This is a genomic window from Bradyrhizobium ferriligni (assembly GCF_056837965.1).
In genome coordinates, this window is record NZ_JBXEJO010000082.1 from 12,936 (window position 1) to 36,931 (window position 23,996).

22 protein-coding genes and 1 pseudogene are annotated in these 23,996 nt (G+C 60.1%); 9 read left to right on the forward strand and 14 right to left on the reverse strand.

The window, feature by feature from the left end; genetic code table 11:
• Positions 1 to 16 precede the first annotated feature (16 nt).
• The 4 genes from AC1VNY_RS35415 to AC1VNY_RS35430 all read right to left on the reverse strand — a co-directional run bounded on the left by AC1VNY_RS35415 (position 17) and on the right by AC1VNY_RS35430 (position 1,639).
• Positions 17 to 298 carry a helix-turn-helix transcriptional regulator gene (locus AC1VNY_RS35415; protein ID WP_018272755.1) on the reverse strand — a complete coding sequence of 94 codons (282 nt, stop codon included), beginning with the start codon at positions 296 to 298 and terminating at the stop codon, positions 17 to 19.
• A gap of 131 nt (positions 299 to 429) precedes the next feature.
• A complete protein-coding gene (locus AC1VNY_RS35420; RefSeq protein WP_244620826.1) occupies positions 430 to 939 on the reverse strand; it encodes a DUF2285 domain-containing protein in 510 nt (169 codons plus the stop codon).
• Between the two features lie 67 nt (positions 940 to 1,006).
• Entirely contained in the window at positions 1,007 to 1,201 is a 195-nt protein-coding gene (locus AC1VNY_RS35425; RefSeq protein WP_018272757.1) for a transcriptional regulator domain-containing protein, read from the reverse strand.
• 165 nt (positions 1,202 to 1,366) lie between these two features.
• Positions 1,367 to 1,639, reverse strand: coding sequence for a hypothetical protein (locus tag AC1VNY_RS35430; protein WP_018272758.1), 273 nt, complete (start codon positions 1,637 to 1,639; stop codon positions 1,367 to 1,369).
• A gap of 168 nt (positions 1,640 to 1,807) precedes the next feature.
• Here AC1VNY_RS35430 and AC1VNY_RS35435 point away from each other — a divergent pair, with 168 nt between their 5' ends.
• Positions 1,808 to 2,053, forward strand: coding sequence for a helix-turn-helix domain-containing protein (locus AC1VNY_RS35435; RefSeq protein ID WP_244620828.1), 246 nt, complete (start codon positions 1,808 to 1,810; stop codon positions 2,051 to 2,053).
• 185 nt (positions 2,054 to 2,238) lie between these two features.
• On the opposite strand, the pseudogene AC1VNY_RS35440 reads toward AC1VNY_RS35435, so the two are convergent.
• Positions 2,239 to 2,672, reverse strand: a pseudogene (locus AC1VNY_RS35440) (DUF932 domain-containing protein); the annotation flags it as partial.
• 859 nt (positions 2,673 to 3,531) lie between these two features.
• On the opposite strand from AC1VNY_RS35440, the gene AC1VNY_RS35445 reads away from it, so the two are divergent.
• Both AC1VNY_RS35445 and AC1VNY_RS35450 read left to right on the forward strand, forming a co-directional pair.
• On the forward strand, positions 3,532 to 3,867 hold the full coding sequence (locus AC1VNY_RS35445) for a helix-turn-helix domain-containing protein (RefSeq protein ID WP_026193062.1): 336 nt from the start codon (positions 3,532 to 3,534) through the stop codon (positions 3,865 to 3,867).
• Entirely contained in the window at positions 3,860 to 5,107 is a 1,248-nt protein-coding gene (locus tag AC1VNY_RS35450; RefSeq protein ID WP_018272760.1) for a type II toxin-antitoxin system HipA family toxin, read from the forward strand. Before AC1VNY_RS35445 ends, AC1VNY_RS35450 begins: the two co-directional genes overlap by 8 nt.
• Before the next feature lie 364 nt (positions 5,108 to 5,471).
• On the opposite strand, the gene AC1VNY_RS35455 is transcribed toward AC1VNY_RS35450, so the two are convergent.
• The 4 genes from AC1VNY_RS35455 to AC1VNY_RS35470 form a co-directional block, all read right to left on the reverse strand.
• Positions 5,472 to 5,792 carry a DUF736 domain-containing protein gene (locus AC1VNY_RS35455; protein ID WP_018272761.1) on the reverse strand — a complete coding sequence of 107 codons (321 nt, stop codon included), beginning with the start codon at positions 5,790 to 5,792 and terminating at the stop codon, positions 5,472 to 5,474.
• Positions 5,793 to 6,693: 901 nt separating this feature from the next.
• Positions 6,694 to 7,626: a DUF2493 domain-containing protein gene (locus AC1VNY_RS35460; RefSeq protein ID WP_482408643.1), complete on the reverse strand. Its 933-nt coding sequence runs from the start codon at positions 7,624 to 7,626 to the stop codon at positions 6,694 to 6,696.
• Positions 7,627 to 7,964: 338 nt separating this feature from the next.
• On the reverse strand, positions 7,965 to 8,987 hold the full coding sequence (locus AC1VNY_RS35465) for a DUF7146 domain-containing protein (RefSeq protein ID WP_482408644.1): 1,023 nt from the start codon (positions 8,985 to 8,987) through the stop codon (positions 7,965 to 7,967).
• Between the two features lie 188 nt (positions 8,988 to 9,175).
• Complete coding sequence (locus tag AC1VNY_RS35470) at positions 9,176 to 10,138, reverse strand: ArdC family protein (protein WP_482408645.1); 963 nt, start codon at positions 10,136 to 10,138, stop codon at positions 9,176 to 9,178.
• A gap of 1,261 nt (positions 10,139 to 11,399) precedes the next feature.
• On the opposite strand from AC1VNY_RS35470, the gene AC1VNY_RS35475 reads away from it, so the two are divergent.
• On the forward strand, positions 11,400 to 12,485 hold the full coding sequence (locus AC1VNY_RS35475) for a hypothetical protein (protein ID WP_482408646.1): 1,086 nt from the start codon (positions 11,400 to 11,402) through the stop codon (positions 12,483 to 12,485).
• Between the two features lie 41 nt (positions 12,486 to 12,526).
• Here the strand turns inward: AC1VNY_RS35475 and AC1VNY_RS35480 are convergent, their stop codons facing one another.
• The 3 genes from AC1VNY_RS35480 to AC1VNY_RS35490 all read right to left on the reverse strand — a co-directional run bounded on the left by AC1VNY_RS35480 (position 12,527) and on the right by AC1VNY_RS35490 (position 16,682).
• A complete protein-coding gene (locus tag AC1VNY_RS35480; protein WP_482408647.1) occupies positions 12,527 to 13,306 on the reverse strand; it encodes an enoyl-CoA hydratase/isomerase family protein in 780 nt (259 codons plus the stop codon).
• An 80-nt stretch (positions 13,307 to 13,386) separates the two neighbouring features.
• The gene (locus AC1VNY_RS35485) at positions 13,387 to 15,486 is read right to left on the reverse strand and encodes a molybdopterin oxidoreductase family protein (RefSeq protein WP_482408648.1); all 2,100 of its coding nucleotides are present in this window, start codon (positions 15,484 to 15,486) and stop codon (positions 13,387 to 13,389) included.
• 125 nt (positions 15,487 to 15,611) lie between these two features.
• Entirely contained in the window at positions 15,612 to 16,682 is a 1,071-nt protein-coding gene (locus tag AC1VNY_RS35490) for an extracellular solute-binding protein (RefSeq protein ID WP_482408649.1), read from the reverse strand.
• Positions 16,683 to 16,887: 205 nt separating this feature from the next.
• Here AC1VNY_RS35490 and AC1VNY_RS35495 point away from each other — a divergent pair, with 205 nt between their 5' ends.
• The 3 genes from AC1VNY_RS35495 to AC1VNY_RS35505 all read left to right on the forward strand — a co-directional run bounded on the left by AC1VNY_RS35495 (position 16,888) and on the right by AC1VNY_RS35505 (position 19,919).
• Positions 16,888 to 17,808: a tripartite tricarboxylate transporter substrate binding protein gene (locus tag AC1VNY_RS35495; protein ID WP_482408663.1), complete on the forward strand. Its 921-nt coding sequence runs from the start codon at positions 16,888 to 16,890 to the stop codon at positions 17,806 to 17,808.
• A 39-nt stretch (positions 17,809 to 17,847) separates the two neighbouring features.
• Positions 17,848 to 18,561, forward strand: coding sequence for a molybdate ABC transporter substrate-binding protein (locus tag AC1VNY_RS35500; RefSeq protein ID WP_482408650.1), 714 nt, complete (start codon positions 17,848 to 17,850; stop codon positions 18,559 to 18,561).
• A 1,208-nt stretch (positions 18,562 to 19,769) separates the two neighbouring features.
• Positions 19,770 to 19,919: a hypothetical protein gene (locus AC1VNY_RS35505; protein WP_482408651.1), complete on the forward strand. Its 150-nt coding sequence runs from the start codon at positions 19,770 to 19,772 to the stop codon at positions 19,917 to 19,919.
• Between the two features lie 174 nt (positions 19,920 to 20,093).
• On the opposite strand, the gene AC1VNY_RS35510 is transcribed toward AC1VNY_RS35505, so the two are convergent.
• Positions 20,094 to 21,170, reverse strand: coding sequence for a hypothetical protein (locus AC1VNY_RS35510; RefSeq protein WP_482408652.1), 1,077 nt, complete (start codon positions 21,168 to 21,170; stop codon positions 20,094 to 20,096).
• Positions 21,171 to 21,196: 26 nt separating this feature from the next.
• Between AC1VNY_RS35510 and AC1VNY_RS35515 the strand changes: the two genes are divergently transcribed.
• Positions 21,197 to 21,928 carry a GDSL-type esterase/lipase family protein gene (locus tag AC1VNY_RS35515; RefSeq protein WP_482408653.1) on the forward strand — a complete coding sequence of 244 codons (732 nt, stop codon included), beginning with the start codon at positions 21,197 to 21,199 and terminating at the stop codon, positions 21,926 to 21,928.
• 1,161 nt (positions 21,929 to 23,089) lie between these two features.
• On the forward strand, positions 23,090 to 23,263 hold the full coding sequence (locus AC1VNY_RS35520; protein ID WP_482408654.1) for a Flp family type IVb pilin: 174 nt from the start codon (positions 23,090 to 23,092) through the stop codon (positions 23,261 to 23,263).
• 394 nt (positions 23,264 to 23,657) lie between these two features.
• Here the strand turns inward: AC1VNY_RS35520 and AC1VNY_RS35525 are convergent, their stop codons facing one another.
• Positions 23,658 to 23,864 carry a hypothetical protein gene (locus AC1VNY_RS35525; protein WP_482408655.1) on the reverse strand — a complete coding sequence of 69 codons (207 nt, stop codon included), beginning with the start codon at positions 23,862 to 23,864 and terminating at the stop codon, positions 23,658 to 23,660.
• Between the last annotated feature and the right edge of the window lie 132 nt (positions 23,865 to 23,996).

Consider the following 23,996-nt stretch of genomic DNA (forward strand, 5'->3'; position numbering starts at 1 on the left):
TGCTCTCACGCGGCGATCAGCGACGTTCCTGGCCCGCATACGGGCGCAGCACCGGGTGTTTCTTGGCCGGCAGCACCGTCCCCTTCCCGGGGTCGGACGTCGACGTCTTGGCGCCGAGATCGGCCCAGGCCTTTAGATCATCCAATGCGTAGACGACACGTCCGCCAATCTTCCGATATGTCGGCCCTGTGCCGTAGGTGCGGTGCTTCTCCAGCGTGCGGCCGGAAAGGCCAAGGTAACGCGCGGCCTCCGGTGTACGCAGGAAGCGCGGAGGTAGACCGGCCATCGGATCGGGCATTTGAGGACTCCAAGATAACAGCTCACCGCGCATGGCAGCGCCGGCGTGTGTGCGGTCATCTTGGAGAAGCAAGTTCTCGGAGGGGGATGCCGAATATTGAGGGGTCGATTTTCGGCACCCTGGGGGTGGCGTTACTCGACCTTCCGCTCGAGCCGCAGAAGTTTGCGATAGCCTCCGCGCACGAACGCTAGGCCACTTTTTACGAGACGGATGGTTCGGCTACGCAAATCGTGCGTTTTCCAGGCACGACCCGGTATGCGCTTTTGCCCGAACAGAACCTCTGCGATGCTGCGATAAGTCGCGCCGGAGAAATGCGCAGCGACCGCGCGAAGAGCCGCGCATAATCGTTCGCGCCGTGATTTGGACAAGCGGTGAAACCCGGGTCCTGGCGCGCGTCCATTCATCGCACGCCACAGCCGCGTGGCAGCGTGCGCGCGCGCTTCGAAATCGCGGTCAAGCGGCAACTCGGCTGCATAGTGAGCGCCTGCGGTCAGCGGCTGCTGCGACCAGATGCGATGCTCCACCGAGCCGACGTGCAGTACCGCGTGCCAACCGTCAGCGGCGTGGCATACCTGTCCAACAGTAAAGTCGAGCAGTGGCTGAGATGCGGACTTGTGCGCAACAGCCGTGACGGTTGTCACCGGGACAACGGACGCTAGAACCTCAGGTGTCCAAAAGATCGCCTGTTCTTTGGAGGAGCTTTGCGGGTCATGGGCGAAAGCAGATTCCCCATCTCCTCCTGAACTCCTCGGTCACTTCGCCATCGGGGCTGCTCGCAATCATTGCTTCGTAATCGCGTTGGTAGTCCACATTCATACGAAGGCCTTCCCAGGCGATGTGAGTGATCTCAGCGTTCTCTAGGCTCTTGAACGAATCCGGCGATCGCCAGTCGAATTCAGGCATTGCTTCCGCCCCATTGCACGCAGCTCACAAGGATTGCGGCGCAATAGTTATGAACGAGGCGGTTGTAGGAAGCCCCTAGTTTGACACCACGTGGTGCTCGAGAATGACCACCGGTTAGCGGGAGAAAATAGTTTTGGCTGCGAGCCTCCAATCGGCGGTTTTCTTCTATTTTGCGTCAGCGCCGCGTAAGAGACGCCCCTGCTCGGTCACCCATTTGGCGCGCGCAAGATGACTCTGATATGCAGCCCGCGCACGTTCCGGCTCTCGCTCCGGATCGATATGTAAAACGAGTCGAGCGACCTCTCGCCAGTCCGCTCCCTCACCCTCCGCCTGCAGAAGGCGAATGTACGTGACGACATGCTGTTCGTCATAGACCGTCAGCGCCGGTTCATTCGGTGCGACATCTGCGACGTCAGGATCTAGCTGCGGTTTTGTCATAAGCGTCCCAAGAAACAGCGAGTGATTCTAATCTTCCTGGAAGGCCGAGATTATCCCGACGTCTCATTTTGGCCTCATTGCGCCCCAGCCGACCAGCGAGCAGCTCGAAATACATACTATAGGAGATAAACCTCATAGTATGTAAAGACGCAACTTGCGCCCATGGACATGCGCAAGTTGGTCGGTCGGAATTTCGCAAGACTGCGGAAGCAGAAGCGCTTCACGCAAGAGAAATTCGCCGAAGTGTCCGGCTTCACGCAGCAATATATCAGTGACCTGGAGCGCGGCCGCCGTAATCCAACTGTCGTAACCTTGTTTGAACTCGCCGGCACGTTGGGCGTCAGCCATGTCGATCTCGTTCTCCCAGATGAAGACGCGCTAAGCGAACGATCAAAACCCGCTAAGCGGAAGTGATCGGGTCGCTGGAATCCATTTTTGAACCGTCGTAGAGCCTGACTTTCGCGAGCCGGGCCAGAGGCCGGGCGAGCGCCGGACGCGGATACGCGTCACCGCCACTGATCAGCATGCCGGATCGGTGGCGGCGCACCAAGGCATCGACCGAAGCCGCGCAACCGTTCCCGGTTGCGCGGCTGACAGTATCAGATTGCACGCTCCATCAAACGTTTGGCTATGCCCTCGAGTTCAAGGCGAGTGTCCTGATGAGCCTTGCCGCGAGCAAATGCGGCGATGCCCTGCACGAAATCAAAGATGCTTTCCGGCTTGCGGTTTTCCTCGCCCAGAACGACTTCAATGATCTTCGTCGTCTCGGATTTGGAAAACCCGCCTTTGCGGAGGAAGGTCTCCCGGTCCTCGTCCGTCCGTGCTACAATTCGCTCCCGTGCGGCCTTGATCCCGGCGACGAATTGGCAAAGCACGCCAATGCTGGCGCGCCGCTTCGTGCGCAAATCGTTGCACCGCGAATTTCGAATGGCGGATCGCCATCTCCTCGAAATTCTCGACGCCCCAGAGGTTGCGGTTCATGCGGATAGAAGCTCGGTCCCCCAAGCGTCTTGCTGCCCACCTCTTTGTTCCAACAATTGGGGCCGAGCCGGGCGACTCGCTCAAGAAGGCTGGGCGAGCACATCGTAGGCCGCCTAAAGCGCTGCGAGGCCTAGGCTCGTCTTGAAATCTGACAGCTACGACATCCGCGATATGTCGATCCGGGCCGAACGCAGATGCGCGCCGCGGCAACCGATCCGGCTTCGTCAGGATACGACCAGTCGGTTTATGCCTGCGCGCCTACTTCAACAGCGACCTGAAATCGTGATTGTCCGCGGCCTTGAGCACAGCCACATACGCTTCACTTCCCGCAGCGCACCGGCGTCCTGGAGACTGCTGCCGTCCCAAGTGCACGGTTTGCCGACGAGTTTCTCGACCAACGGATCAACCATCGTTCGCGCGTGGTGGCCATTACCTTGGGGAAGCCATGGATCTGCGTGAGACAATGAGAGAGCCGCACCGCGATTCTCTTCTGGCGGAAACGTGTTGCTCTGAACAAAAATGCGCGCGTTGTCGAAAATCAAGGGCTCTGACGAAACCAGATGCGGCAGACACCGACATTGAATTTCGTCTAGCGTTAGGCGCCCACCCATTTCCAGACCGCTCTGAACGTCTGCTTGGACAGCCATTTCTAGACGGCTTCGTTAGCGGCGCCTCTGGCGCCATCACGGCGACGATGCGCCGAGAACAGCGCCGTTGACGATGCTCGCCTCTCGTTAAGGGCGGCGCTGGTCGTGATCCATGTCTAAATTAGATCGCCGCGGCGTGGACGGACAAATGCAGTGGATGGCGCCAAGGCGGTATTATTTCACCTATTCTGAGTAAGGCGCACATGGGAAAATTGTAAGCTTGGTGCTACATATTGACCAAGTTCGTAGTGCGAAGGTGACAAAATGCCCACTCCACATACCCCCCCTGCCGCCGTGCGGCGCGCGGTGCGCAAGCTGGGGGCGGACATCCATGATGCCCGTCGACGTAGACGGCTTCCGATGGCGGTCGTGGCCGAGCGCGCCTTCACGTCTCGCTCGACATTGCAAAGGGTCGAAGCCGGGGACACCAACGTCGGCATCGGTATTTATGCCGGCGTCCTCCAGGCGCTCGGTTTGCTCGACGGCCTGAATCAGATCGCCGACATCAGCAACGACAGCGTCGGGCGGGCTTTGGCTAGCGCGGATCTGCCCCAGCGCGTCCACCTCCAGCGGCCGGCCAGGTCGTCCCACGATGGCTGACTTCGAAGTACATATCGACCTGGACGGCCGCACGCGCCCAATCGGGCTGGCGAGGAGCAATCGTGTCCGAGGCGCGGAGACCATCCTCTTCGAGTATGACGGCACATGGCTTGAGGATCCGGCCCGCTTCTCGCTGGAGCCAGCACTGGCGCTGACCCGCGGTGCCTTCGCACCACGTGCCGGGCTAGCGATTTTCGGCTCGATCGGAGACTCGGCGCCGGATACCTGGGGTCGTCGCCTCATGCAACGCGCCGAGCGTCGCCTGGCCGAACACGAAGGCCGAGCCGTTCGCACCCTCACGGAAAGTGACTACCTGCTCGGCGTAGCCGACGAGACACGGCTTGGCGCGCTCCGCTTCCGCTGGGCTGGCGACGAGGTTTTCCAGAGACCAATTCGCGCCGGCGTTCCTGCCCTGATTGAACTTGGTCGGTTGCTCCAAATCACCGAGCGGATTCTCCGGGATGAGGAAACGGATGAGGACCTCCAGCTCATCTTTGCCCCTGGCTCCTCCCTCGGCGGCGCACGTCCGAAGGCGTCGGTCATCGACCAGCATGGTCACCTCTCCATCGCGAAATTTCCAAAGGAGACCGATGACTATAGCATAGAGACCTGGGAAGAGATCGCTCTGCGGCTAGCCGGCAAGGCAGGTATCGCCGTTCCCCAGCACGAGCTGATCGACATCGCCGGCAAGCCGGTCATGTTATCGCGACGCTTCGACCGCAATGGTACGATCCGCATACCGTTCCTGTCGGCGATGGCGATGATGGGCGCCAAGGATGGCGAGCGCGGCAGCTATCCCGAGATCGTCGATGCCCTCGCCCAACACGGCGCTCAGGCAAGGACAGACGCTCATGCCCTCTACCGGCGTGTCGCCTTCAACGTGCTGATCTCCAATGTCGACGACCACCTCCGTAATCACGGCTTCCTGTGGCTTGGAAAGGCGGGCTGGTCTCTCTCGCCGGCATATGATCTCAATCCCGTTCCAACTGATCTCAAGGCCCGGGTGCTGACGACGAACATCGATCTCGACGAGGGCACCTGTTCACTCGACCTGCTGGAAGCAGCGTCCGGATTTTTTGCACTTACGTTGCCGCAGGCTCGCGCGATCATCAAAGAAGTCGCGACCGTGACCGTGACCTGGCGCGATACGGCCAGGGCAGTCGGCGCCCGCTCGGCCGAGATCAACCGCATGGCCAGCGCTTTCGAGCACGACGATCTCAAACGGGCGCTGACGCTATAAGGGAACATTCCTCCACGCTTTGAGCCCGCCAGTGCCAGACCATTTACTCTGCGCCGCCGCTGATCTGGAAGGCTCAAAGATCGAAGATGCCAGGAATTCGGAAAGTGCGGTAGACGCCTGCCGCGGGCCTACGGTGCGTGGTCGATCCCAGACGCATTGCTGACACGGATTAGCGCGGAACACCTTCATCTTCAAGAGCAGCGCTGACAGACAGATGACGTAAATCTCTCTGTTCAGACGCTTCGTCGCTATCTAGTGCGCTAGTTTAATGCCTTAATCGCGGCTTGGCCGGCAATGTCTTGACTGCTGATGCAATGAGCCCCGTCCGGCCGATCGGACGGAGCTCTTTTTTAGCGGTCGAACCTCAGTCGCCGTTCTTGCGCAGCCGCGACCAGATGAGGGTAAAGCCGTCACCTTCCTCGTCGTCGAACAGGTTCGCGTAGATCGGCGCGTTGAACGAGGGATCGTCGAGCTTGAGCGAAAGGTAGTCGCGGCCCTCCTCGGAGCGCTTCGACCAGGCGGCGCCGATCTCTGCGCGGCCAACGAAGATGCGATGGCTCGGGGCATTGTCGTTGGATCGGTTGGTCTCGGGTACGATCCTGACGCCCCTGGTCTGGAGGCTCAGGGTGACGATCTCGCCCTGCAACTCGCGGCCGACCTTCTTGAAATAACCGATGTTAGCCATGTCACTTCTCCTTAATGTTTCGAGGCGCGACCATCGCGGCCTCGATGGCGATCTACAGGCCAAAGACGAGCGACGACGCACCCGCATGCGGGCTGGAGCGCAGCGGAGGACGCCAGTGGGGAGACTTTCTTGTCCCGCGAGGAATGGGCGTTAGCCCAGGGGAAGAAAGTCGCCCCACGGCGTTGCGTTCAGGCGATCGAGGCGCAGCCGCTCTTAGGCCAGATCAAGCCATCAAGAGGCCAGGTGGTCTGTCATCGAACGGCATCCTCCAGAGAAGTCTTGGCCAACCTCGGCTGTGCTGCACAAGATGTCGCTGCGTTCGGGCGAAGAGACGGAAACAGACGCGAAGGAATAGGCGTAATTGATCGCCTTGAGCATTTGCGACGAGATGCCCGTGTACTGCGTTGATCGTGCGAGCAAGGTGGGAGAAGTCAGGGACCAAGCGCTCAACGTTGGCCACGTTACCCGCGGTCTATCCCGCGGACCGATCAACGCCTCGATCGCGAGCAATTTCGATCGACAGACCGACTTATCCCCACCGCGCCTTGGCAGAAACAGTTGGCTAAGGTTCGTCCGACCCGAGGGCCCCGATAGACCCTTCGGGCTCAACAAGGATGGTTATCTGAAGCCAAGCCTTGGTGCCGATTGTTAGAGCGCCAAAACATCTGTTGCCAAGAAGACAAGGCGGGCGCAAAGCGCACCGCCTTCAAATGAAATAGCGTGTCAGACGGAGCGCAGCGAAGTGAACCCGCGGACGTCGAGACCGGTCAAGAGGGTACCCGGGACAGAGGCAGTGATAGCGACGCCGGCATTGGAGATGACGGCGGGCCCTGGCCCGAGTACCCCCGGCGAGACGTTCATTAAGGGGCCTCTTGATGAAGAGGTGCGCATGAAGCGGCGGTTACACACCGCCGAATCTCCAGACGGGAATGCCGAACTTCCGGGCCTTGTCGGCAAGGTTGTCTTGTATTCCGGAGCCAGGGAAGTGTATGACGCCGATTGGCAGCAGTGCGAGGATTGCGTCGTTGCGCTTGAACGGAGCCGCCTTGGCGTGCTTGGTCCAGTCGGGCTTGAATGCGATCTGAGGCACCTTGCGGTTGGTGGCCCATTTGGCGGCGATCAGTTCTGCACCTTTCGGAGATCCACCGTGCAACAAGACCATGTCAGGGTACTTGGCATGAACCTTGTCGAGCCGATCCCAGATCAGGAGGTGATTGTTGAAATCGAAGCCTCCGGTAAACGCGATCTTGGACCCCGAAGGCAACATTGCCTCGGTTTCGGCCCGATGCTTGGCAGCCAGGAAGTCGCGGCTATCGATCATCGCCGACGTGAGCGTGCGATGATTGACCAACGACCCAGCGCGGGGACGCCAGGGCGAGCCGGTGTGAAGCTCGAATTGATCGGTGGCCAGTTCACGGAAGAGCTCCATGGCATTGCGGCGTTCCATGAGTGTAACGCCCTCGGCGGTAAGCCGTTCGAGTTCAACCGATTCAACCTCCGATCCATTCTGTTCACACTGGCTCCTGCGTTGCGCCTGCTCATTGTCGTCGAGCTCACGTTCGATGCGGCCCGTGGCACGGTGGAACAGATTGACGGTCGACCAAAGCAGGTTCTCCAGGTCGGGCTCGAGCCGGGTGTCCCTCAAGGTCGCCACCAGGGCGTCGAACATGTCGGCAATGGCGCCCGCGATTCTTTTGCCCTCGGGAAGCGGTCTGGGATCGAGTTCGTCCTCGAAGGGACGGTGGCTATAGAGCTGAAGCTCGTTGAGCAAATGATGCGTTGGTGATGAGACATGCTGCGGTTCGAACTCGGTTTCGTCACGGTCGGTTGTCATGGTGAGGCTCCTTCTGCCTGATCGGCCGCGCCTATCGCGGTCTTCGTGGCGATCAAAAGACGGCGGGCGGAGCGGACCGGAACCCAAAGGCGCAAGCCGGCGGGCCGAAGCGGAGCGGAGGATGGCGAAGGCCGGCTATTTTGCTTCGCGATGCAAAGGGCCGCAGGGCCGGCGGAAAATAGCCGTGCGCAGCCATTGCAGGGCCGGTCCACCTGCCGTCCGATCGCCCTCTAGAAGGCCGTGGCGCGGTCCCGCACGGCAAAGGTGATCTCGCATCGGCAGATCACGACGATCCGCGATCGAGAGATCGCCGCAATCTCGAATCGATCGCGGCTCATTCATGGCCGCAACTGGACTATGTCCCGAGGAGCGAGCTGCTCCTGTAACGCCGCTCGGAATACTTCAGCGTCCAACGTGCAGAGATCAGCGTTGAAGTCCTCGAACTTCGGCGACAGAATGAAGACCTCGATGCCGACAGCCTCTGCGCGGCTCGTCAAGGCTATCGCTGCCGCCATTCCAGCCGCGTCCGCATCGCGCGCGATGTAGAGCCTGCGTAGCGACAGCGGGAGCCGTAGGGCGGCAAGGTGGTTGGCGGAAAGGGCTGCTACCATCGGCATGCTCCGCAACACGCAACGAAGCGACAGCACGGTTTCGATGCCCTCGCCTGCCACCAGCACGTCGTCAACTGACCCGAAACGTACTGCGTTACCGAGGAGATCGCCCATTGCACGCCGTGGTGTTTCGACCGGCGCCTTGCCCTGTCCCGACGGATGAAGCCAGGTCCGGTGTACGCCGGTGAAATGCCCCTTGAGATCGGTCACGCGAGCGATCATTGCCGGCCAGAACAGGGGCGGAGAGTCCAGGTTGGGCCGATAGTAGCAATGCGCATGAAAGCGCAGCGCGCCGTCGTCGCGGATGGGCTTAATGCCGCGTTGCCGCAGATAGATTTGGGCCACAGTCCGACCGATCGGCTGTGACATGGTAAAGAGCCGACGTGCGGCCTCTACAGATCCCCTTTGCCGCAGCAGACGATCAGCACCGACCGGTCGGGCATCGGATCGAGGCATGTTCAGGAACCGCCGCGCCTCCTCGAGGACGTCACGGAAATCGACCAACCCGCAGCTAGTCTTGATAATGTCGAGAAGATCGCCATGTTCCCCGGTAGCGGCATCCGTCCACTTGCCGGCGGGCCTCTTGGGCGATTGGCTCAACCGGACGAACAGCGAGCGGCCGGGTGCATTTCTACAATCTCCGACGACCCAATAGCGACCCTGCCGGCAGCCGTTGGAGAGATAGTGTCGACACACCGCCTCGGCCTCACACGCGAGGCGACGTGCCATTTCGGACGCATCGCACCGCATTAGGCCACCTCCTCTTTACCTGCCCGAGCAACCGGATTCTGAAATGAGGGTGAAAGCACTCTCGTTTGGACAGCCACTGTCATTTGAGGTCCCCATGACGGGCGACCGAAGGACCTCTCCCTCGGCCTCCAACCCATCATGGCGTCACGCGCCGCCCTCTTCCTCTCGAGTAAGTCACCAAATGCCGATCATGCTTCCTGCTCGACTCTGACGGCTATAGTCGGTGCGGCTAGGGATTGCTTCGGAACGAATCCGAGCAAGAAGTCGGCGGCTTTGCTCGCCTGCGATGCCGCACGCAGAATTGCGCGGTTATCCTCCCGCAGGATCTCAAGCCATGAGCCGATATAGTCGGCGTGGCGCACAGTCGGTACGATGCCGAGTGATGTGCAGCAGAATGCAGCGCACAGCTCCGCAATCAATTCCTCCAATGCGTATCTCTTCGTACCATAGCAACCACCAAGATCGCGGTTGAGGCGCGAGGGATGACCGCTCGCGTGGCCCAGTTCGTGGAGCGCGGTGCGGTGCCAATTGATCGGCTCGAAGTAGGCCGCAGGCGGCGGCACTTGAACATAGTCATCAGACGGTGCGTAGAACGCACGGTTACCACCGATACGGAAATCGATGCCGGTCGCCTTGATTAAGGCTTCAATCGTCGGTTCAATCATGTCGGGTCGCTGCGGTGGCGCAGCGGTCGCTATTTCTATGGGGAGTGCACCATCGCATTGGTCGACATTGAAGACGGTAAATCGTTTCAAAAATGGGACGGCTTGCGCCGCCTCCCCGGTCTCGTACGCGCGAATCCTTTCGTCACGCGGCACGAAATGATCAGCGTGAACGATGGTCGTGCCACGTTCACCCTTGCGGATGTGACTTCCGATCGTGAGCGCCTGACGGTAGGTAAGCCAGCGCTGACTTGAGAATCCACGCTCGCGGGCCGTACTCCAAAGTATCAGGACGTTCACGCCACTGTACGGACGATTCGTCGTGACGTTTTTCGGCATGACCGGGAGCGCGTTTTCTGCAGCGTTCTCCCATGGCTGAACCCAGGGTACATGGCCAGCCTCCAGCTCGGCGATGATCTTATTGGTAATTTCGTCATACAGGCTTAACCGGTCTTCCCTGGTGTGCGTCCGGGAATGGTGTTTGGACATTGCGGGTCTCCGCGACGGGCGCCGCGAGCCTCTCTCGCAACTTCCAACCCGTCACGGCCTCCCTTCGCCGCCCTCTTACTCTATACCCGTCCCTCCAGCCGCATATGCGCGGGCAACGATCTCCAACTGACCGCGCCGATCGCGTCAGGGATGGACGCCCGAAGGGTGAAAATCCGGCGAAGCCGGAGTTTCAGCGCAGCCGACAGCCCGGCCCGCTAGGGCGACGTTCACCTAGTTAGTGGCAATTGCTTCATCAACATCGCGCTCACGGGGCAGCTTGGGTGGCTGGCGTTTCGCAATTCCGACAAACGAGAGCGCTCTTGTAGTCCAGATGCGAGATGAGCGACGCACGTGTCGGAATACCAACTGACAATTCGCAAGTATCATATGACTCTCGTCGAGCGGCGTTTTCCGTGGTGGATGCCAGGCTTCTTGCCGAGGAACTGCCGCTCAGCTTGCTCCGCCCTGCGCAGCACTCGCAGTCGCTCGCGGGCCTGAACGGCATGTTTATGGAGAGCGACGATCGCTGTGCCATCGGCGCCGCATGCCTGCACCGTCGACGCCCAGCACTTATTTGCACGCCAAGCCCGCCAATTTCTGCATGAGCTTCTGACGGTACTGTACCTCACAGCTCCCTCGTGCTTCGAGTTGGTGCACGAGGGGTATGAGCACATGTCAGCAAGGAGCCCAATGGATCACGCCGTTGCAATAGCTTCAGCGCGTAGACCGTTGTCGCATTGACGCGTGAGCTGACATCCGTGGCATCCCGTGCCGCCCTTCCCGCCCGCTATCCACCGATCGGCACCTGGCCTGCACTCATGCCTGCCGACATGGCCGCTGCTTATCTGGGTTTCGCGGACACGCGCGAACTCGCGCGTGCCGTCGGCCGCGGTGAGGCACCGCCACCAATTGCCCATCGCAGAACTGGACGGGCTCGACAACCAATCTGGTCGAGAGCCGCCATCGATCACTTCAGTGCCCAATACGGAGGAGCAGCACCAGATAAATCAAAAAATGAGGACCTGGCCTCTCTTGTATGAATACGCTCGATGCCACGTCGAGGCCTCCTCGCTATTTCCGTTCGAAGCTACTGAAGGGAGGTCGGCCGGGTTACTTCTTCGAGCCACCCACTTGGGCCCGCGAGCAGGGGTGCCCCGTACATGCTGAAGCGTTGGGACAAGACTTCGCGTCAGCGGTCGAGCGAACTGAAAGTGTTCTGCTGCCAGCTTTTGACAGCTGGCGTTCTGGAGGATTGACCGACATGCTTCCAGTGCTCGCTGCGCCCGGCACTTTCGACTGGCTCGTCAGCGTCTTCCGGGCGCACCAGCGATGGAGGGACATCGATCACAAGACACAGCGCTTATACAGCCAAGGCCTGCAACTCTTCGCCAATCACGAACTAAAAGACGGCAGCCGCGTCGGCTCGAAACAGATCACTGATTTCACCAAAGCATTCGTTGACGCGGTCTACGCGAAGCTCCTCGTCGTGCAATACAAGGACAGAGAAGGTAACGCCGCCAAGCGCGAACGTCGACGGTTCGCAAATGCAGCTATGACTGCTTGCAGACGCGCCTGGTTTGTTGGTCAACGCGCGCAAGAAACAATGGTACCACAGGTCAATCCCTTCTCGCGGATGGGCCTAAAATCCCGTGCGCCTGGGCAGCCCATGCGGGAGACACCCACGGCAAGCTGGGATGAACTAGCCGCTTTCAGGCGAGCTGCGAAACGGCTCGGATATCACTCTATTGGAACGGCCGCGCTATTGGCGTGGGAGTGGCTGCAACGGGAGGAGCATGTATTCGGCGCTTTCGAAATCGCGCACTATCGGCCAAAAGAGCGGTCAAACAGTGTAAGGATTGTGCATCCAAAGAATAACGAGGAAGCCTGGTGGCCTCTGTTCGATGACAAGGGCGGGCCCCTCTTCCCCGAGTTGGTGGCGGAACTCGATGCGATCAAAGGCTCTGTCGTTTCAGGATTGGTGTTCCGCCGTGATCATGCCCATCGCAAATCGTCTGCCTTGATCCCATGGATGACCGAGCGTAAGGACCTTCGCTATCTTCGCCATGTGGTCAAAAAAATAGTCATAGCAGCTGGTCTTCGGCATGAACTCTCATTTACCTCCTTTCGTCACGGCGGTTTCACGGAAGGTGCCGATAGCGATCTCACGGACGCTGAACTACGCGCCGCCGGCCGCCATCGCTCGAGACAACAACTCCCAACCTATGCCAAACGCACGCGGAAGCAGTTGATCGCGGCCGCAAAAAAGCGCCGAGAGGAACGAACCAGAACGGCCCTCTCATCAGATTCTGCGCTCGCGTCGCATGATGCCCTCGTTCCAATCAACTGACACGATTTCGCGTCAAGGAACGCTTGCGATCGGTCTGCCGCCTAGCGGCCGGTCCAGGTCGGCTTGCGCTTCTCGCCGAAGGCCTTGAGGCCTTCCTTGGCATCCTCGGTCATCGCGAGCAGCGCGATCTGGCTTTCGGTGTAGGCGATGCTTTCGTCGAACGACATCGAGGCGATCGCCCGCATCGCGTATTTGCCGCGACGGATCGCCGTCGGCGACTTGTCGACGATGCGGCCGATCAGCCAATCGACCTTGGCGTCGAGCTCGGCCGCCGGCACCACATAGTTGAGAAGGCCCGCGGCCTGGGCGGACCTGGCGTCGAACGGCTCGCCGGTCAGCGCCCATTCGTTGACGAGGCGCGGCGGGGCGATCGATTGCAGCAGGCTCAGCACCTGCATCGGGAACACGCCGACCTTCACCTCCGGCAGACCGAAGATCACGCCATCGGCAGCCACCGCCATGTCGGTCATGCACAACAGGCCCATGCCGCCGGCCATGCAGACGCCGCCGACCCGCGCGATCGCGGGCTTGGTCGCGCTCTGCGACAGCCGCAGCAGGTCGGCATAGTCGACATTGGGGCGCGAGAAATCCATCGAGAAGGCCGCGCCGCTGTTCTGCAGGTCGGCGCCGGCGCAGAACGCCTTGTCGCCCGCGCCGGTCAGCACGATGACGCGGACGTCCTTGTCGTCATGCGCTTCGCGATAGCCCTTGGCGATGCCGGCGATCACACCGGCATTGAGCGCGTTGCGTTTGTCTGGACGGTTGATGGTGATCCAGAACGCCTGCCCGCGCTTTTCGAAAAGAACGCTGTTGTCGGTCATGTTTCCTGCCTGTTTTCTTGGCCAATGTGCCGTTGTCAGCCGACATTTGCGGCAGGATCGGCGGCGACTGCAAGCAGGATTTATGCGGCGGCCGATGCCTTCCGGATCCAGACCTTGTTGTCGTGGAACGCGGCGCCGCCGAGCGGTGCGACGGCCTCCGCCCCGGTCAGCATGTTGATGCCGCGCCCGCCGATGTGGGACTTGTTCGGATGGATCGACTCGGCGATCAGCACGCCGCGGCGAACGCCATCGAACAGCTTTGCGGTCAGCGTGGTCTCGCCGCGCATGTTGCCGAGCGTCACCGCGTCGCCGTCGGCGATCGAGAGATCAGCCGCATCGTCGGGATGGATCATCACGGTCGGCGCGCCCTCGCGGGCCTGCGACGACGGCGTCTCGTTGAAGCTGGTGTTGAGGAAGCTGCGCGAGGGCGAGGTCGCGAGTCGGAACGGGTGCTGCGCGTCCGCCTCCTCGATGATGGTCCAGTGGTCGGGCAGCGAGGGCATCTTGTCCCACGCGCCCATCAGCCCGCCGGCCCCGACAGGGACCTTGCCCCAGTCGACCTTGAAGTGGAACTTCTTGTCTGCGTGAGCGAAGCCGTCGAGGTAATGCGACGTGCGGAAATCGGGCTGCAGGTCGCGCCAAATGTCGGCCTCCAGCGCCTCGATCGTGCCGTGGCCGCTCTTCTTCAAGGTCGCATCGATCAGCTGGCGCGGCGTCATGTCGAAGCCGGGATGCACGGCATTGAGCCTGCGGCCGAGCCCCTGCATCACCTCGTGATTGGAACGGCACTCGCCGGGCGGATCGATCAGCTTCGGGCCGACCGAGATGTGCTGATGACCGCCGCCGTAATAGAGGTCGTCGTGCTCCATGAACATCGTCGCCGGCAGCACGATATCGGCCATCTGGGCCGTCTCGGTCATGAACTGCTCGTGCACCGCGACGAACAGATCCTCGCGGGCAAAGCCCTGGCGCACCAGCGCCTGCTCGGGCGCCACCGTCATTGGGTTGGTGTTCTGGATCAGCATCGCCTTGACCGGCCCGCCGCCGCGCAGCGCTTCGGAATCGCCGGTGAGGATGCGGCCGATCTTGGACTGATCGAGCACCCGTGTAGCGGGATCGATCGCGTCGTGGCCTTCGATAATCGACTCGTCGAAGCGCCAGATTGCGGCGTTGTTGAAGAACGCGCCGCCGCCCTCATATTGCCAGGCGCCGGTCACGGCGGGGGTGCACGACGCAGCGTGCATCTGGGCGGCGCCGTTGCGGCTGCGGGTGAAGCCGTAGCCAAGACGGAAGAACGAGCGCTTGGTCTGTCCGACCAGCCGCGCGAACGCCTCGATCTCCTCGACCGGTACGCCCGAGATCGCTGAAGCCCATTCCGGCGTGCGGGTCTTCAGATGCGCTTCCAGCTCGTCGGGGCAATCGGTATAGCGCGCAAGATAGTCGCGATCGGCAAATCCCTCGCGGAACAGCACATGCATCACGGCGCAGGCGAACGCGCCATCGGTCCCCGGCCGCAGCAGGATCTTGATGTCGGCCTGCTTCATGGTCTCGTTATTGTAGACGTCGACGGCCGCAATCTTCGCGCCACGCTCCTTGCGCGCGCGGGATGCATGCGTCATCACGTTGACCTGGGTGTTCACCGGATTGGTGCCCCAGATCACGATGAGGTCGGAGACGCCCATCTCGCGGGGATCGACGCCGGCGATCTTGCCGGTCCCGGCGGCAAAGCCGATGCGCGCGATGGTCGCGCAGATCGTGCCGTAGAAGCGCGAATACTTCTTCACATGCGACAGCCGGTTGAGGCCGTCGCGCATCACCAGCCCCATGGTGCCGGCGTAATAGTAAGGCCAGACCGACTCGGCGCCGAATTCCCGCTCGGCCGCGTCGAAGCGCGCAGCGATCTCGTCCAGCGCCTCGTCCCAGGAGATCCGCTCGAACTGGCCGGAGCCCTTCGGCCCGGTCCGGCGCAGCGGATACATCAGCCGCTCGGCGTGATGAATCCGCTCGGCATAGCGCGCCACCTTGGCGCAGACCACGCCGGCCGTATAAGTCTGCTGCTTGGAGCCGCGTACCCTGCCGATCGAGCGTCCCTCGATCACCTCGACGTCGAGCGCACATGCCGAGGGGCAGTCGTGCGGACAGGTGGAATGGCGGATGTCGACCTTGGCATGCTGGTTCATGGCCAAATTGGTAACATCAAACGCCGCCTCCGCCGAGGGGCATTATTGACCCAGCTCGCGCGAAATCCGGGCACGTGCCATGCGGCAGGCGCCCGGACGGGCAGTTATTGGTCTGAGCTGTCCCATCAGACTCGGAAGATGCGGGTATAATGCGATTTGATCGATTCCCCTTCCCGCTCCACCGCCACCGGATCGTCCTTCATCGTCTTGATGTCCTTTAGCGGCCTGCGTCCAGCCTTCTCCTTGGCCTGCGCGTGGACGGATCTGAGGCCGCCGATCTCGACATTGAGCTGCTGGCCCTCACGCCCGAGCGCGAAGGACTGAAACAGCCTGGCGGCATTCGGGTGCGGACAGTCCTTGAAGATCCCGTTGGGGCCGACGATGATCGGCGACCCCTCGGTGGCGTAGACCGGCTCGACCGGGCGGCCAGCCTCCTTCAGCTGAAAGATGTTGTACTCGTTGCCGTCGGCCATCACCGCTCGCTCGCCGAGATCGAGCTTCTTGGGTGGATCCGTCGAGGACTGCACCTGCATGATGTTCTGCTTGGCCAGCTTCTCGAAGAAGCTCCAGCCGAGATCGCGCTGCATCTGATAGGTTGCGGTCATGATGGTGCCGCTATAGCCGGGATGCGCCTTGACGATCTTGCCCTTCCATTTCGGATCCAGCAGATCGGCAAAGCTCTGGGGCGCCTCCTCGGCCTTCACGAGATTGGTGTTGTAGGCAATGATCGACAACCAGACCCGGAAGCTTGCGAATTGCCCGTCCGCGTCGCGATGCTCCTCGGGGTAGTATTTTGCGACCTCCTCCGGAACATAGGGCGCGAGAATGCCGTCGCGCTTCCACACGATGAAATGTGCGGCGTCGGAGGAATTGACGACGTCGACGGCATGAATGTTGCTGGAATATTCCTGGCCGACCCGCTGGAACACACGCTCCGCACCGGTGCGTTCGACGCGCACGGTGATATCGGGATATTTGGCTTCAAATGCCCTTGCCAACTTCTCGGCAACCGGCAGATCGGTCGAGGTGTAATAGACGACCTGCCCCTCTTTCTTCGCCGCCTCGATCAACGTCGGCGTCACCGGTTCCGCAGGTGGCGCGGCGGCCATCACGCGCGTTGAAAGGGCGGCCCCAGCCAGCACCGCGCCCGAGCCCTTCAGCATGTCGCGGCGCGATAGCCCAGGATGTTTCCTCATATGATTCCCCGCACGCGATGGCGAAGTTTGAGTACACCGTCCTCCCGCTCTTATTCCGATGCGCGAAAACGGAGTCTGTCGTCGACAGAAGCTTCAAGTTGCAGCTAGACTTCTGATCAAGAAACAAGACTAAAGTTGGGGGATTCAGTCAATGGCGAGCCTGCGATACGCCTTGGTGTTTGTCGCGGCGTTGCTGACCGTGTCCATGTCAGGCTCATATGCTGAGGCCGAAGACTATCCTGCGCGGCCGGTCAGGATCATCGTTCCCTTTGGTCCCGGCGGTCCGGCCGACGTCGTCGCGCGACAAGTCGGCGGCATCTTGCAGGAAAGCCTCGGCCAGCCCTTCGTGGTGGAAAACCGCACCGGCGCCGGCGGCGTGATCGGCACGCTCGAGGTCGCAAAGGCGCCTGCCGACGGCTACACCCTTCTGATGATGTCGAACACCCAGACCGCAAACGAATCGCTGGTACCGCAGCGCCACTATGCGTTGATGCGCAACCTGACGCCGATCGCGTCCTTGAACACTTCGGATCTCGTGATCGTGGTCCACCCCGCCGTGCAGGCAAACACCTTGCAGGACTTCATCGCGCTCGCAAAGGCCCAGCCCGGAAAGCTGAACTATGCGTCGTCAGGTCAGGGCACGCCGTATCACATGGCGGGCGAGTTGTTCAAAGCCATGGCGGGGATCGACGTCGTGCACGTGCCCTACCGCAACAGCGGCGAAGCCCGCGGCGGGGTCATCGGCGGCCAGGTCCAGATGATGATCGATGCCGTTCCAGCGATGGCGCCGAACGTCGCCGAAAACCAGGTGCGAGCGCTCGCAACAACCGGCAAGATTCGTTCGACGGTGCTGCCCAACGTTCCGACGGTGACCGAGGCGGGCGTGCCCGGCTATGAGGCAACGATCTGGCTCGGCCTGATGGCCCCGGCGGGTACGCCGAAGCCAATCATCGACAAGCTCAACGCGGCAGTGAACGCGGCGATCAGGCGGCCGGAGGTCGAGAGGCTCTGGGCCGCGCAAGGCGCGGCGGCGATGACCATGACGCCGGAGGCGTTCGACAAATTCCTGCGCGCCGATATCGTGAAGTGGGCAGACGTCGTCAAGAGATTGAACAAGCCCCATTAAGCACGCAGCGGCGAGTCCGCGAGCGAAGGAACAGGGCGCATGAAGACGTTGAACATCCTGAGTGGCGGGGCGGCGCAGGGCCTGGTGCGCAGCCTTGCACCCGCATTTGAAGCCGAAACCGGCCTCGGCATTGCCGGCGATTTTGGTGCAGTCGGCGCTATGGCCGACAGATTACGCGCCGGGGTACCGACCGACATCGTCATCCTGACCGCTGCCCTTATCGCAAAGCTGGCCAACGAAGGGCTGGTTTTGCGCAGCTCGATCACGGATATCGGCCGTGTGGAAACCGCCCTTGCCGTCCGGGCCGGCGATCCGTCGGTCAGCGCCGACGACGCGGCCAGCCTGCGCGCGGCATTGCTCGCCGCGGACGCAATCTTCGTGCCCGATACCAAGGCATCGACCGCCGGAATTCATGTCGCCAAGGTGCTCGCGCAGCTCGGCATCGCTGATGTCGTCGCGGATCGACTGAGAATCTTTCCGAATGGCGCGACCGCGATGCGGCATCTGGCGGAGTCCAATGACCGGCAGCCGATCGGTTGCACGCAATCGACCGAGATCATCAGCACCATTGGCGTCGTGCTGTCGGGCGCCTTGCCGTCGGAATGCGGGCTCGCGACCATGTACACGGCTGCCATCCCCGCACATGCGTCGTCGGCATCGCCGGCGCAACGCCTGATCGCGTTGCTGACGTCGTCGGAAACATCTGAACGCCGCAGCCAGGCTGGCTTTGTTTCAGCCTCACGTCGTAAATGAGACCAGATCACCTAAAGTGCGAGAAATATGTTCAACCGTCATCGCAAGGTCGACTCAATGCATCAGCGCGATGCATCGCTTATGGATGCATAAGGAGACCTGCAAATTCGCTGCAACCACATTCTTGCGAAGAATTGCGTCGTCGACATCCAGAGTGATTGTCGTGTCGTTGCCAACCTGGTTCTCGGTCGGAAGCGATCCAAGGAAGAGATTGCTGAATTGACGAACGTCGTCTCCTGCAGGCGAGCGGCGCGCGGCTTGCGTCCAGTTAGCGGGCAAGCAACATGAGAAGGCCTCTCCAAGTGTGACCGCAATGAGCTCCAAAATCATTTGAACGCCAACGTCTCGCCAGAGTAGGGCCGCTGCCGCACGGTATTACGCGTCGGCCCTCCCCCTGGTCACGCCCGGCAGAATTCTGAGCCTCGTTAACGTAGTCGCGCGTGTGCTCGAACGGCCAATTTATCCTGACGGGACCGTTGCGCGGAGAAGCGCGACTGAGGACCATAAACCGCGGGGCCTATGCCTGCTGAGCGACACACCAAGGGTAAATGCCTTCGCGATCGTAGCGCTCCGCGTGCGCTTCAGCTTCCTTGCGATCTTCGCGGCGCCCAGCTTCTGCTTTGCGAGCGCCTTTAGGTCGCGAACATCGACTGTCGTCCACCTACGACGGATTAGTTTTCTATTCTTGGCCACGCATCGTTCCTTCATCGATAGGCGCGCCGTTTAGCACATCGCACGATGCAGGCAACTTGACATCATACATCTCTGATTTCCGCAATTTCGGATGTGCAGCAGCTGGAGGTATTCTGGATCAAGGAGAACTCTCCCATTGACCGCACTTAATTCCTATCCGTTACGGTTGCCGTGAACGTCACCACTACAGCTGGTTCTGGAACGATTTGGTCGAGCGTCAACGCTCGTGGGGCCGTATTCTGCGGATTGGTGCCCCCATGCGAGTTGAATGCAAAGCAGTCTCTTGCCTATCCGCTTGCGAGGGATCATAATTGGGCGATCGAAGCGGCTCTCGCGCCACCAGCGCCTTCACAACCAGAGCCGACAGTGCCGGTGCCCGACGGGGCCAGTGCCGAGTACCAGCGTTTTAGAGGCCAGAGAAAGCGAGCATCAACCTCCGCGTCCCACGTCGCGCAAGTGCTCGCCCGGCGTACCGGACGCGGTTGAGGCGGTGTGCGGACGCGCAGGAGGTTGCCATGCACCTTCAAATCTATCGAGACGAAGATCACTCCAGGCACTTCGATTTGGTCGGCCGCCGCGGGGCGATTGATCTGGCCACCATAACGGCCGCCAGCCTCCTCGTGGTGGGCTTTACTTGTGCACTCGTAGCGCTGTTTGTCGACTAACCGGCTCCGCATGCCAATGAAGAAGCCGCCAACTGAGACGGCAGCTCCTAGCGATCGGGCCTTTCAGTATAAATGAGTAAGCGAACGCTAGCGAACGGCCAGACCATCGGGACATACATACAGAGCGTCTTGAGCGGCGAGCCGGCGGGAGTCGTCCCGAGCCGCGCCGCTTCGTTACGCGCCTGCGCTCTTGGGTGTCCAGCGCAGCGCTTGCCCATTTGCCGGTCGCGTCGACCTGTAGGTGAAAAGGTCATAGCCCCTTTCCACGACGACGTCTGCTACTTCAACGAAACCCAGATCATCTTCAGGCTTCTTCAGGCTCTGGAAGGTGGTGTCGCTTTCTGCGACGGAACCATCTGCAAACGAAAACCTGATGACTCCCTCTCCATCCCGGAGTGGCTTGCAAATGGGAACCAGACGCGCCTCAAAGTTAGTCGGATTGTACGGCCGCAGTCGAAGATTCTTATAGAATTTCCGGTCCCCCTCGATTTCAATTACGCCCTTGCAAGCGCAGGAGTTAACCATCATGCCACTCAATGCGCTGATGCTCCCGACCTTTAGCTCATAGGTCTTCCCTCGTTCCAGCCGCACCCCCCGAAATTCGATCAACGACCCCTTGTAATATGCGCGGGGTGCCTCAACCCGTCCCTCCAGGTTGATCACCTCAAATCGCGTGATGGGAAAAGTCTTGTCCAGCGCAACCATCGGCATGGATCGTATCTCGCCGATCAATTGCGCAATGCCATCGGCAATCACCTCGGAAAGCTCAACTCCGGGATGACTCGAATCCTTGTAGAGCTGTTCCGGTGTTCTGGTTCCGCCCTTGAGATGGTGGGCAATACAATCCCGGACATCCAGATAGAACCACTCGTTTCTTTCAAAGATCGAGATGCAGTGCGAGATCACGTTTCTGGATAACTCAATGTTGCTGACCGGGATGCAAACGAAAATCGGCTCGCATCCGCTCTTCTTGGCGCTATGCCCAATCCACTCGATCCATTTCACGATGTCGTAGAGCCCGATTGCACCGGCCGACAACAGCGAGTAATCGACCACACACATATCGACAATGCAAAATTCCGCATTACGAAAAAATAAAGGACCGGCGAAGTATGGGCCAATAAGCGAAGCGCTCGCTCCAACGCGTCCCATCGACACCATTTCCGGCTGGTGTCGCTCTAAAAATTTGTTGAAGAAGCCTTCCTTGAGCACGCTGTTGGATTGGCCCAAAATTGCAATCCGCGTCGTCATTGGCCCCCCTAACCGGCTCTCAGCACATGCTCAAACGCCGAACCATCCAGGTTGCATTGTCAATCGTTGCAACGGCAATATATTCATCAGGTGTAGCTGCACCATTGTCAACCTCGGCGTGCGATGAGGCCGACCAACAGATTGCGTCAACGCCGATCCTCCCCGACTCCGCGATTGCGCTTCGGCGCGATCTGAAGAACATCGGCTCTCTGCCCGCCGAAGCTTCGGTCATTTTGCTCGGTGACTCGCTGGTCCAGGCCTGGCCTGAAGACCTTACATCTTCTCTTGCCATGGAACAGCCCGTGCTGAACCTGGGGGTAGGTCGAGATCGCATCCAAAATACGCTATGGCTGTTGACCTCATCAGAACAGCAACTCAAACGCGTGCATCCTAAGCTAATCATTCTGCTGCTTGGCACAAACAATGTGTACTTGGACAAAGCGTGCGGCGTCAGTCTTGCCTTTGATCATCTTTTCAGCCGGATCAGTCGGATATGGCCAAAGGCTCGTTTGGTCCAAATCCTCATCCTGCCGCGTGGTCCGAACATGGAGGGTGCCGAGCAAACGATTGCAGAAGTTAACGCATCGCTGCTGGCGCGGGAGAAGGTAGTCTCGAGTTATCAAACTCTCGATGCATCGGCTATCGCCTGCCAAGGCCATACGCCCTGCGCCAATTATCGCGAAGACCTCCTTCACCTCACAAGGGCCGGCTACGAGGAACTGACACAGCTTGTGAAAGCAAAACTTCAGCCAAAATAGTCGGACGGTTCGCCTCCTTGGACGCGGCGCAAGTTGATAGCTGTTGCCATCGCGACATTCGATACCAAGCTTTCAACGATCACAGCGAGACTAGGATCCCCCGCTCATCCTTCCCGGTTCAAGCTGCTGCGCGTCGAGCAATCCCTCTTTCGACCAGGATGGTCTCCTTCGTGTCCGTGTGGACGCTGCTGACGAGGATGCCGGACGCTGAGGTGTTCGCGCGTTTCGGTTCGTCGCAGATTTCGCGGAAGGACGGGGTTTGCAGCATGAGGCGTCGAATTCTTGATCTCAAGCCATGCACCGTGATCTCCCTCGTTTCCCTTTTCGGGGTTCTTTCTGATAGGGCTTTTGCGGCGATCTTCGGCTTGATCTTGTCGGTGCGAACGACTGCTGGACGTTCGCGAACGCGAGTCTTTCACGTTGCTTCCTCCCCAGACCAGCGTGGGTGTAGTCGTTATTCCAATCCGTCAGGGATTTCCTTCATTTCGATGTTGCGAGGGACGGGCACGATAGGCGTCCCGGGTAACTAGGCGCGCTTCCGATCACGGGGGAATCGCCCGTCTCTAGGACGGCGATTGCTGCGGGTGGAGCGGTGTTCCGTCATCCGGACGATCGGCCCTTATTTCGGAAGCAATGTGCTGATAGTGCGTTCATCACTGCATCTCGTCGAGTGCGCGCGCCGCGCAATGAAATGAGCGCTGCGGTTCGAGACGTTCGAAGAGGGAGCCGAACCTCGGACATTCTCTAGTTGTGCGATTATACCTTTCTCTACTTACGCGGAGGTATCTCATTACGCGAGCCGATAGAGTTACTGCAGCGTCAAGTTGTCGCACGACTATTGTCGCATGCGTCGGCGGCGTGACGCAGCATGAGTGCAATCAAACACGCGCGGATCACATCCACGATAGCTTCGCCTTTCGAAAGGTATGATCTAAGTCGTTGCAACTTCCGCGATTTGTTCGCTGTTGTGACTGGTTCCAGTTTCATGCATACCTAACGATCACATCCGGTCGGAAGCCTCTCGAAAATTCGAGTCGTAATTTAATTCGATTGTCTCGCAAATCGGTGCGCATCGGCGATTTAAACAACCTTAGGCTTTGCAACCCTAGTTCGTTTCTGGACGCGACAATGCGTCTCGATAGAAACTGGGCAGGTACAATCATGAAGACTGTTTTTAATGCGTTCTTGAAGGACGAGTCGGGAGCTACTGCGATTGAGTACGGGCTGATTGCGACGGGCATCGCGATTGCGATCATCGGGGCAGTGAGCGGTGTTGGCACGCAGCTGAAGACGACTTTTGAGTCCGTTAAAACGGCTTTGACGCCCTCGTCGTGATGCCTAGGGCGCCAAACCCTTGACCAAAGCGTTCTCAGCGCATCGTGGCTGGTCAAGGTGTCGCACCGGGTGAAGCCCTGTCACCCGGTGCGTTTCTACCATCAGCGTCGGAACTCATGCGGCCTTTACGGCAGATGCCTGTATCGGCCGAAGGTGTCTTAGGGATCAGGCCGCCGCCTTTAGGAATTCGGTCATTTCGGCGGCCATCTCGGCCTGACGAGCCAGCCGAAGCAATTTCTCGTGTTGAATGCCGGGGGCTTCCGTCGGGCTACTTCGCGCAAATGCATTGCGCGACCGATAAGTCGGGCTTCGAGAGCTTCAGTCTGTTTAACGCGGCATCGTCGTCTTTTCTTCATGAGGTCATACCCACGCTTTGAGGCAGCCTCCAATCGCTTCAATGTGCCGTGTGAGCTGGTATCGCTTCGATCACGCGCGCATGTTCATCGCGTACGATCACGCTGCGTCCAGTTTCCAAAGCGATCTTGCGGGCCGCCCTCATTGCGGCATCTTCGTCGGTGTATTCGAGCACAATGATGGTGCCTTCTCCTGAAAACGCCGCAGGGTTCGACACGTTGATGATGATCAACGGTGGTTTGTTCATTTCCCCGACGATCCTTCAACCTGCTTGGTTCGCGTTAGAGTAAGTTCCGTCAGCTTGTTTGCACTCAGATAGGTTAAGTCCGGACCCGACCTGGAACTCCATTCGTTCAAGGAAACCACGCTGGCGCACGCG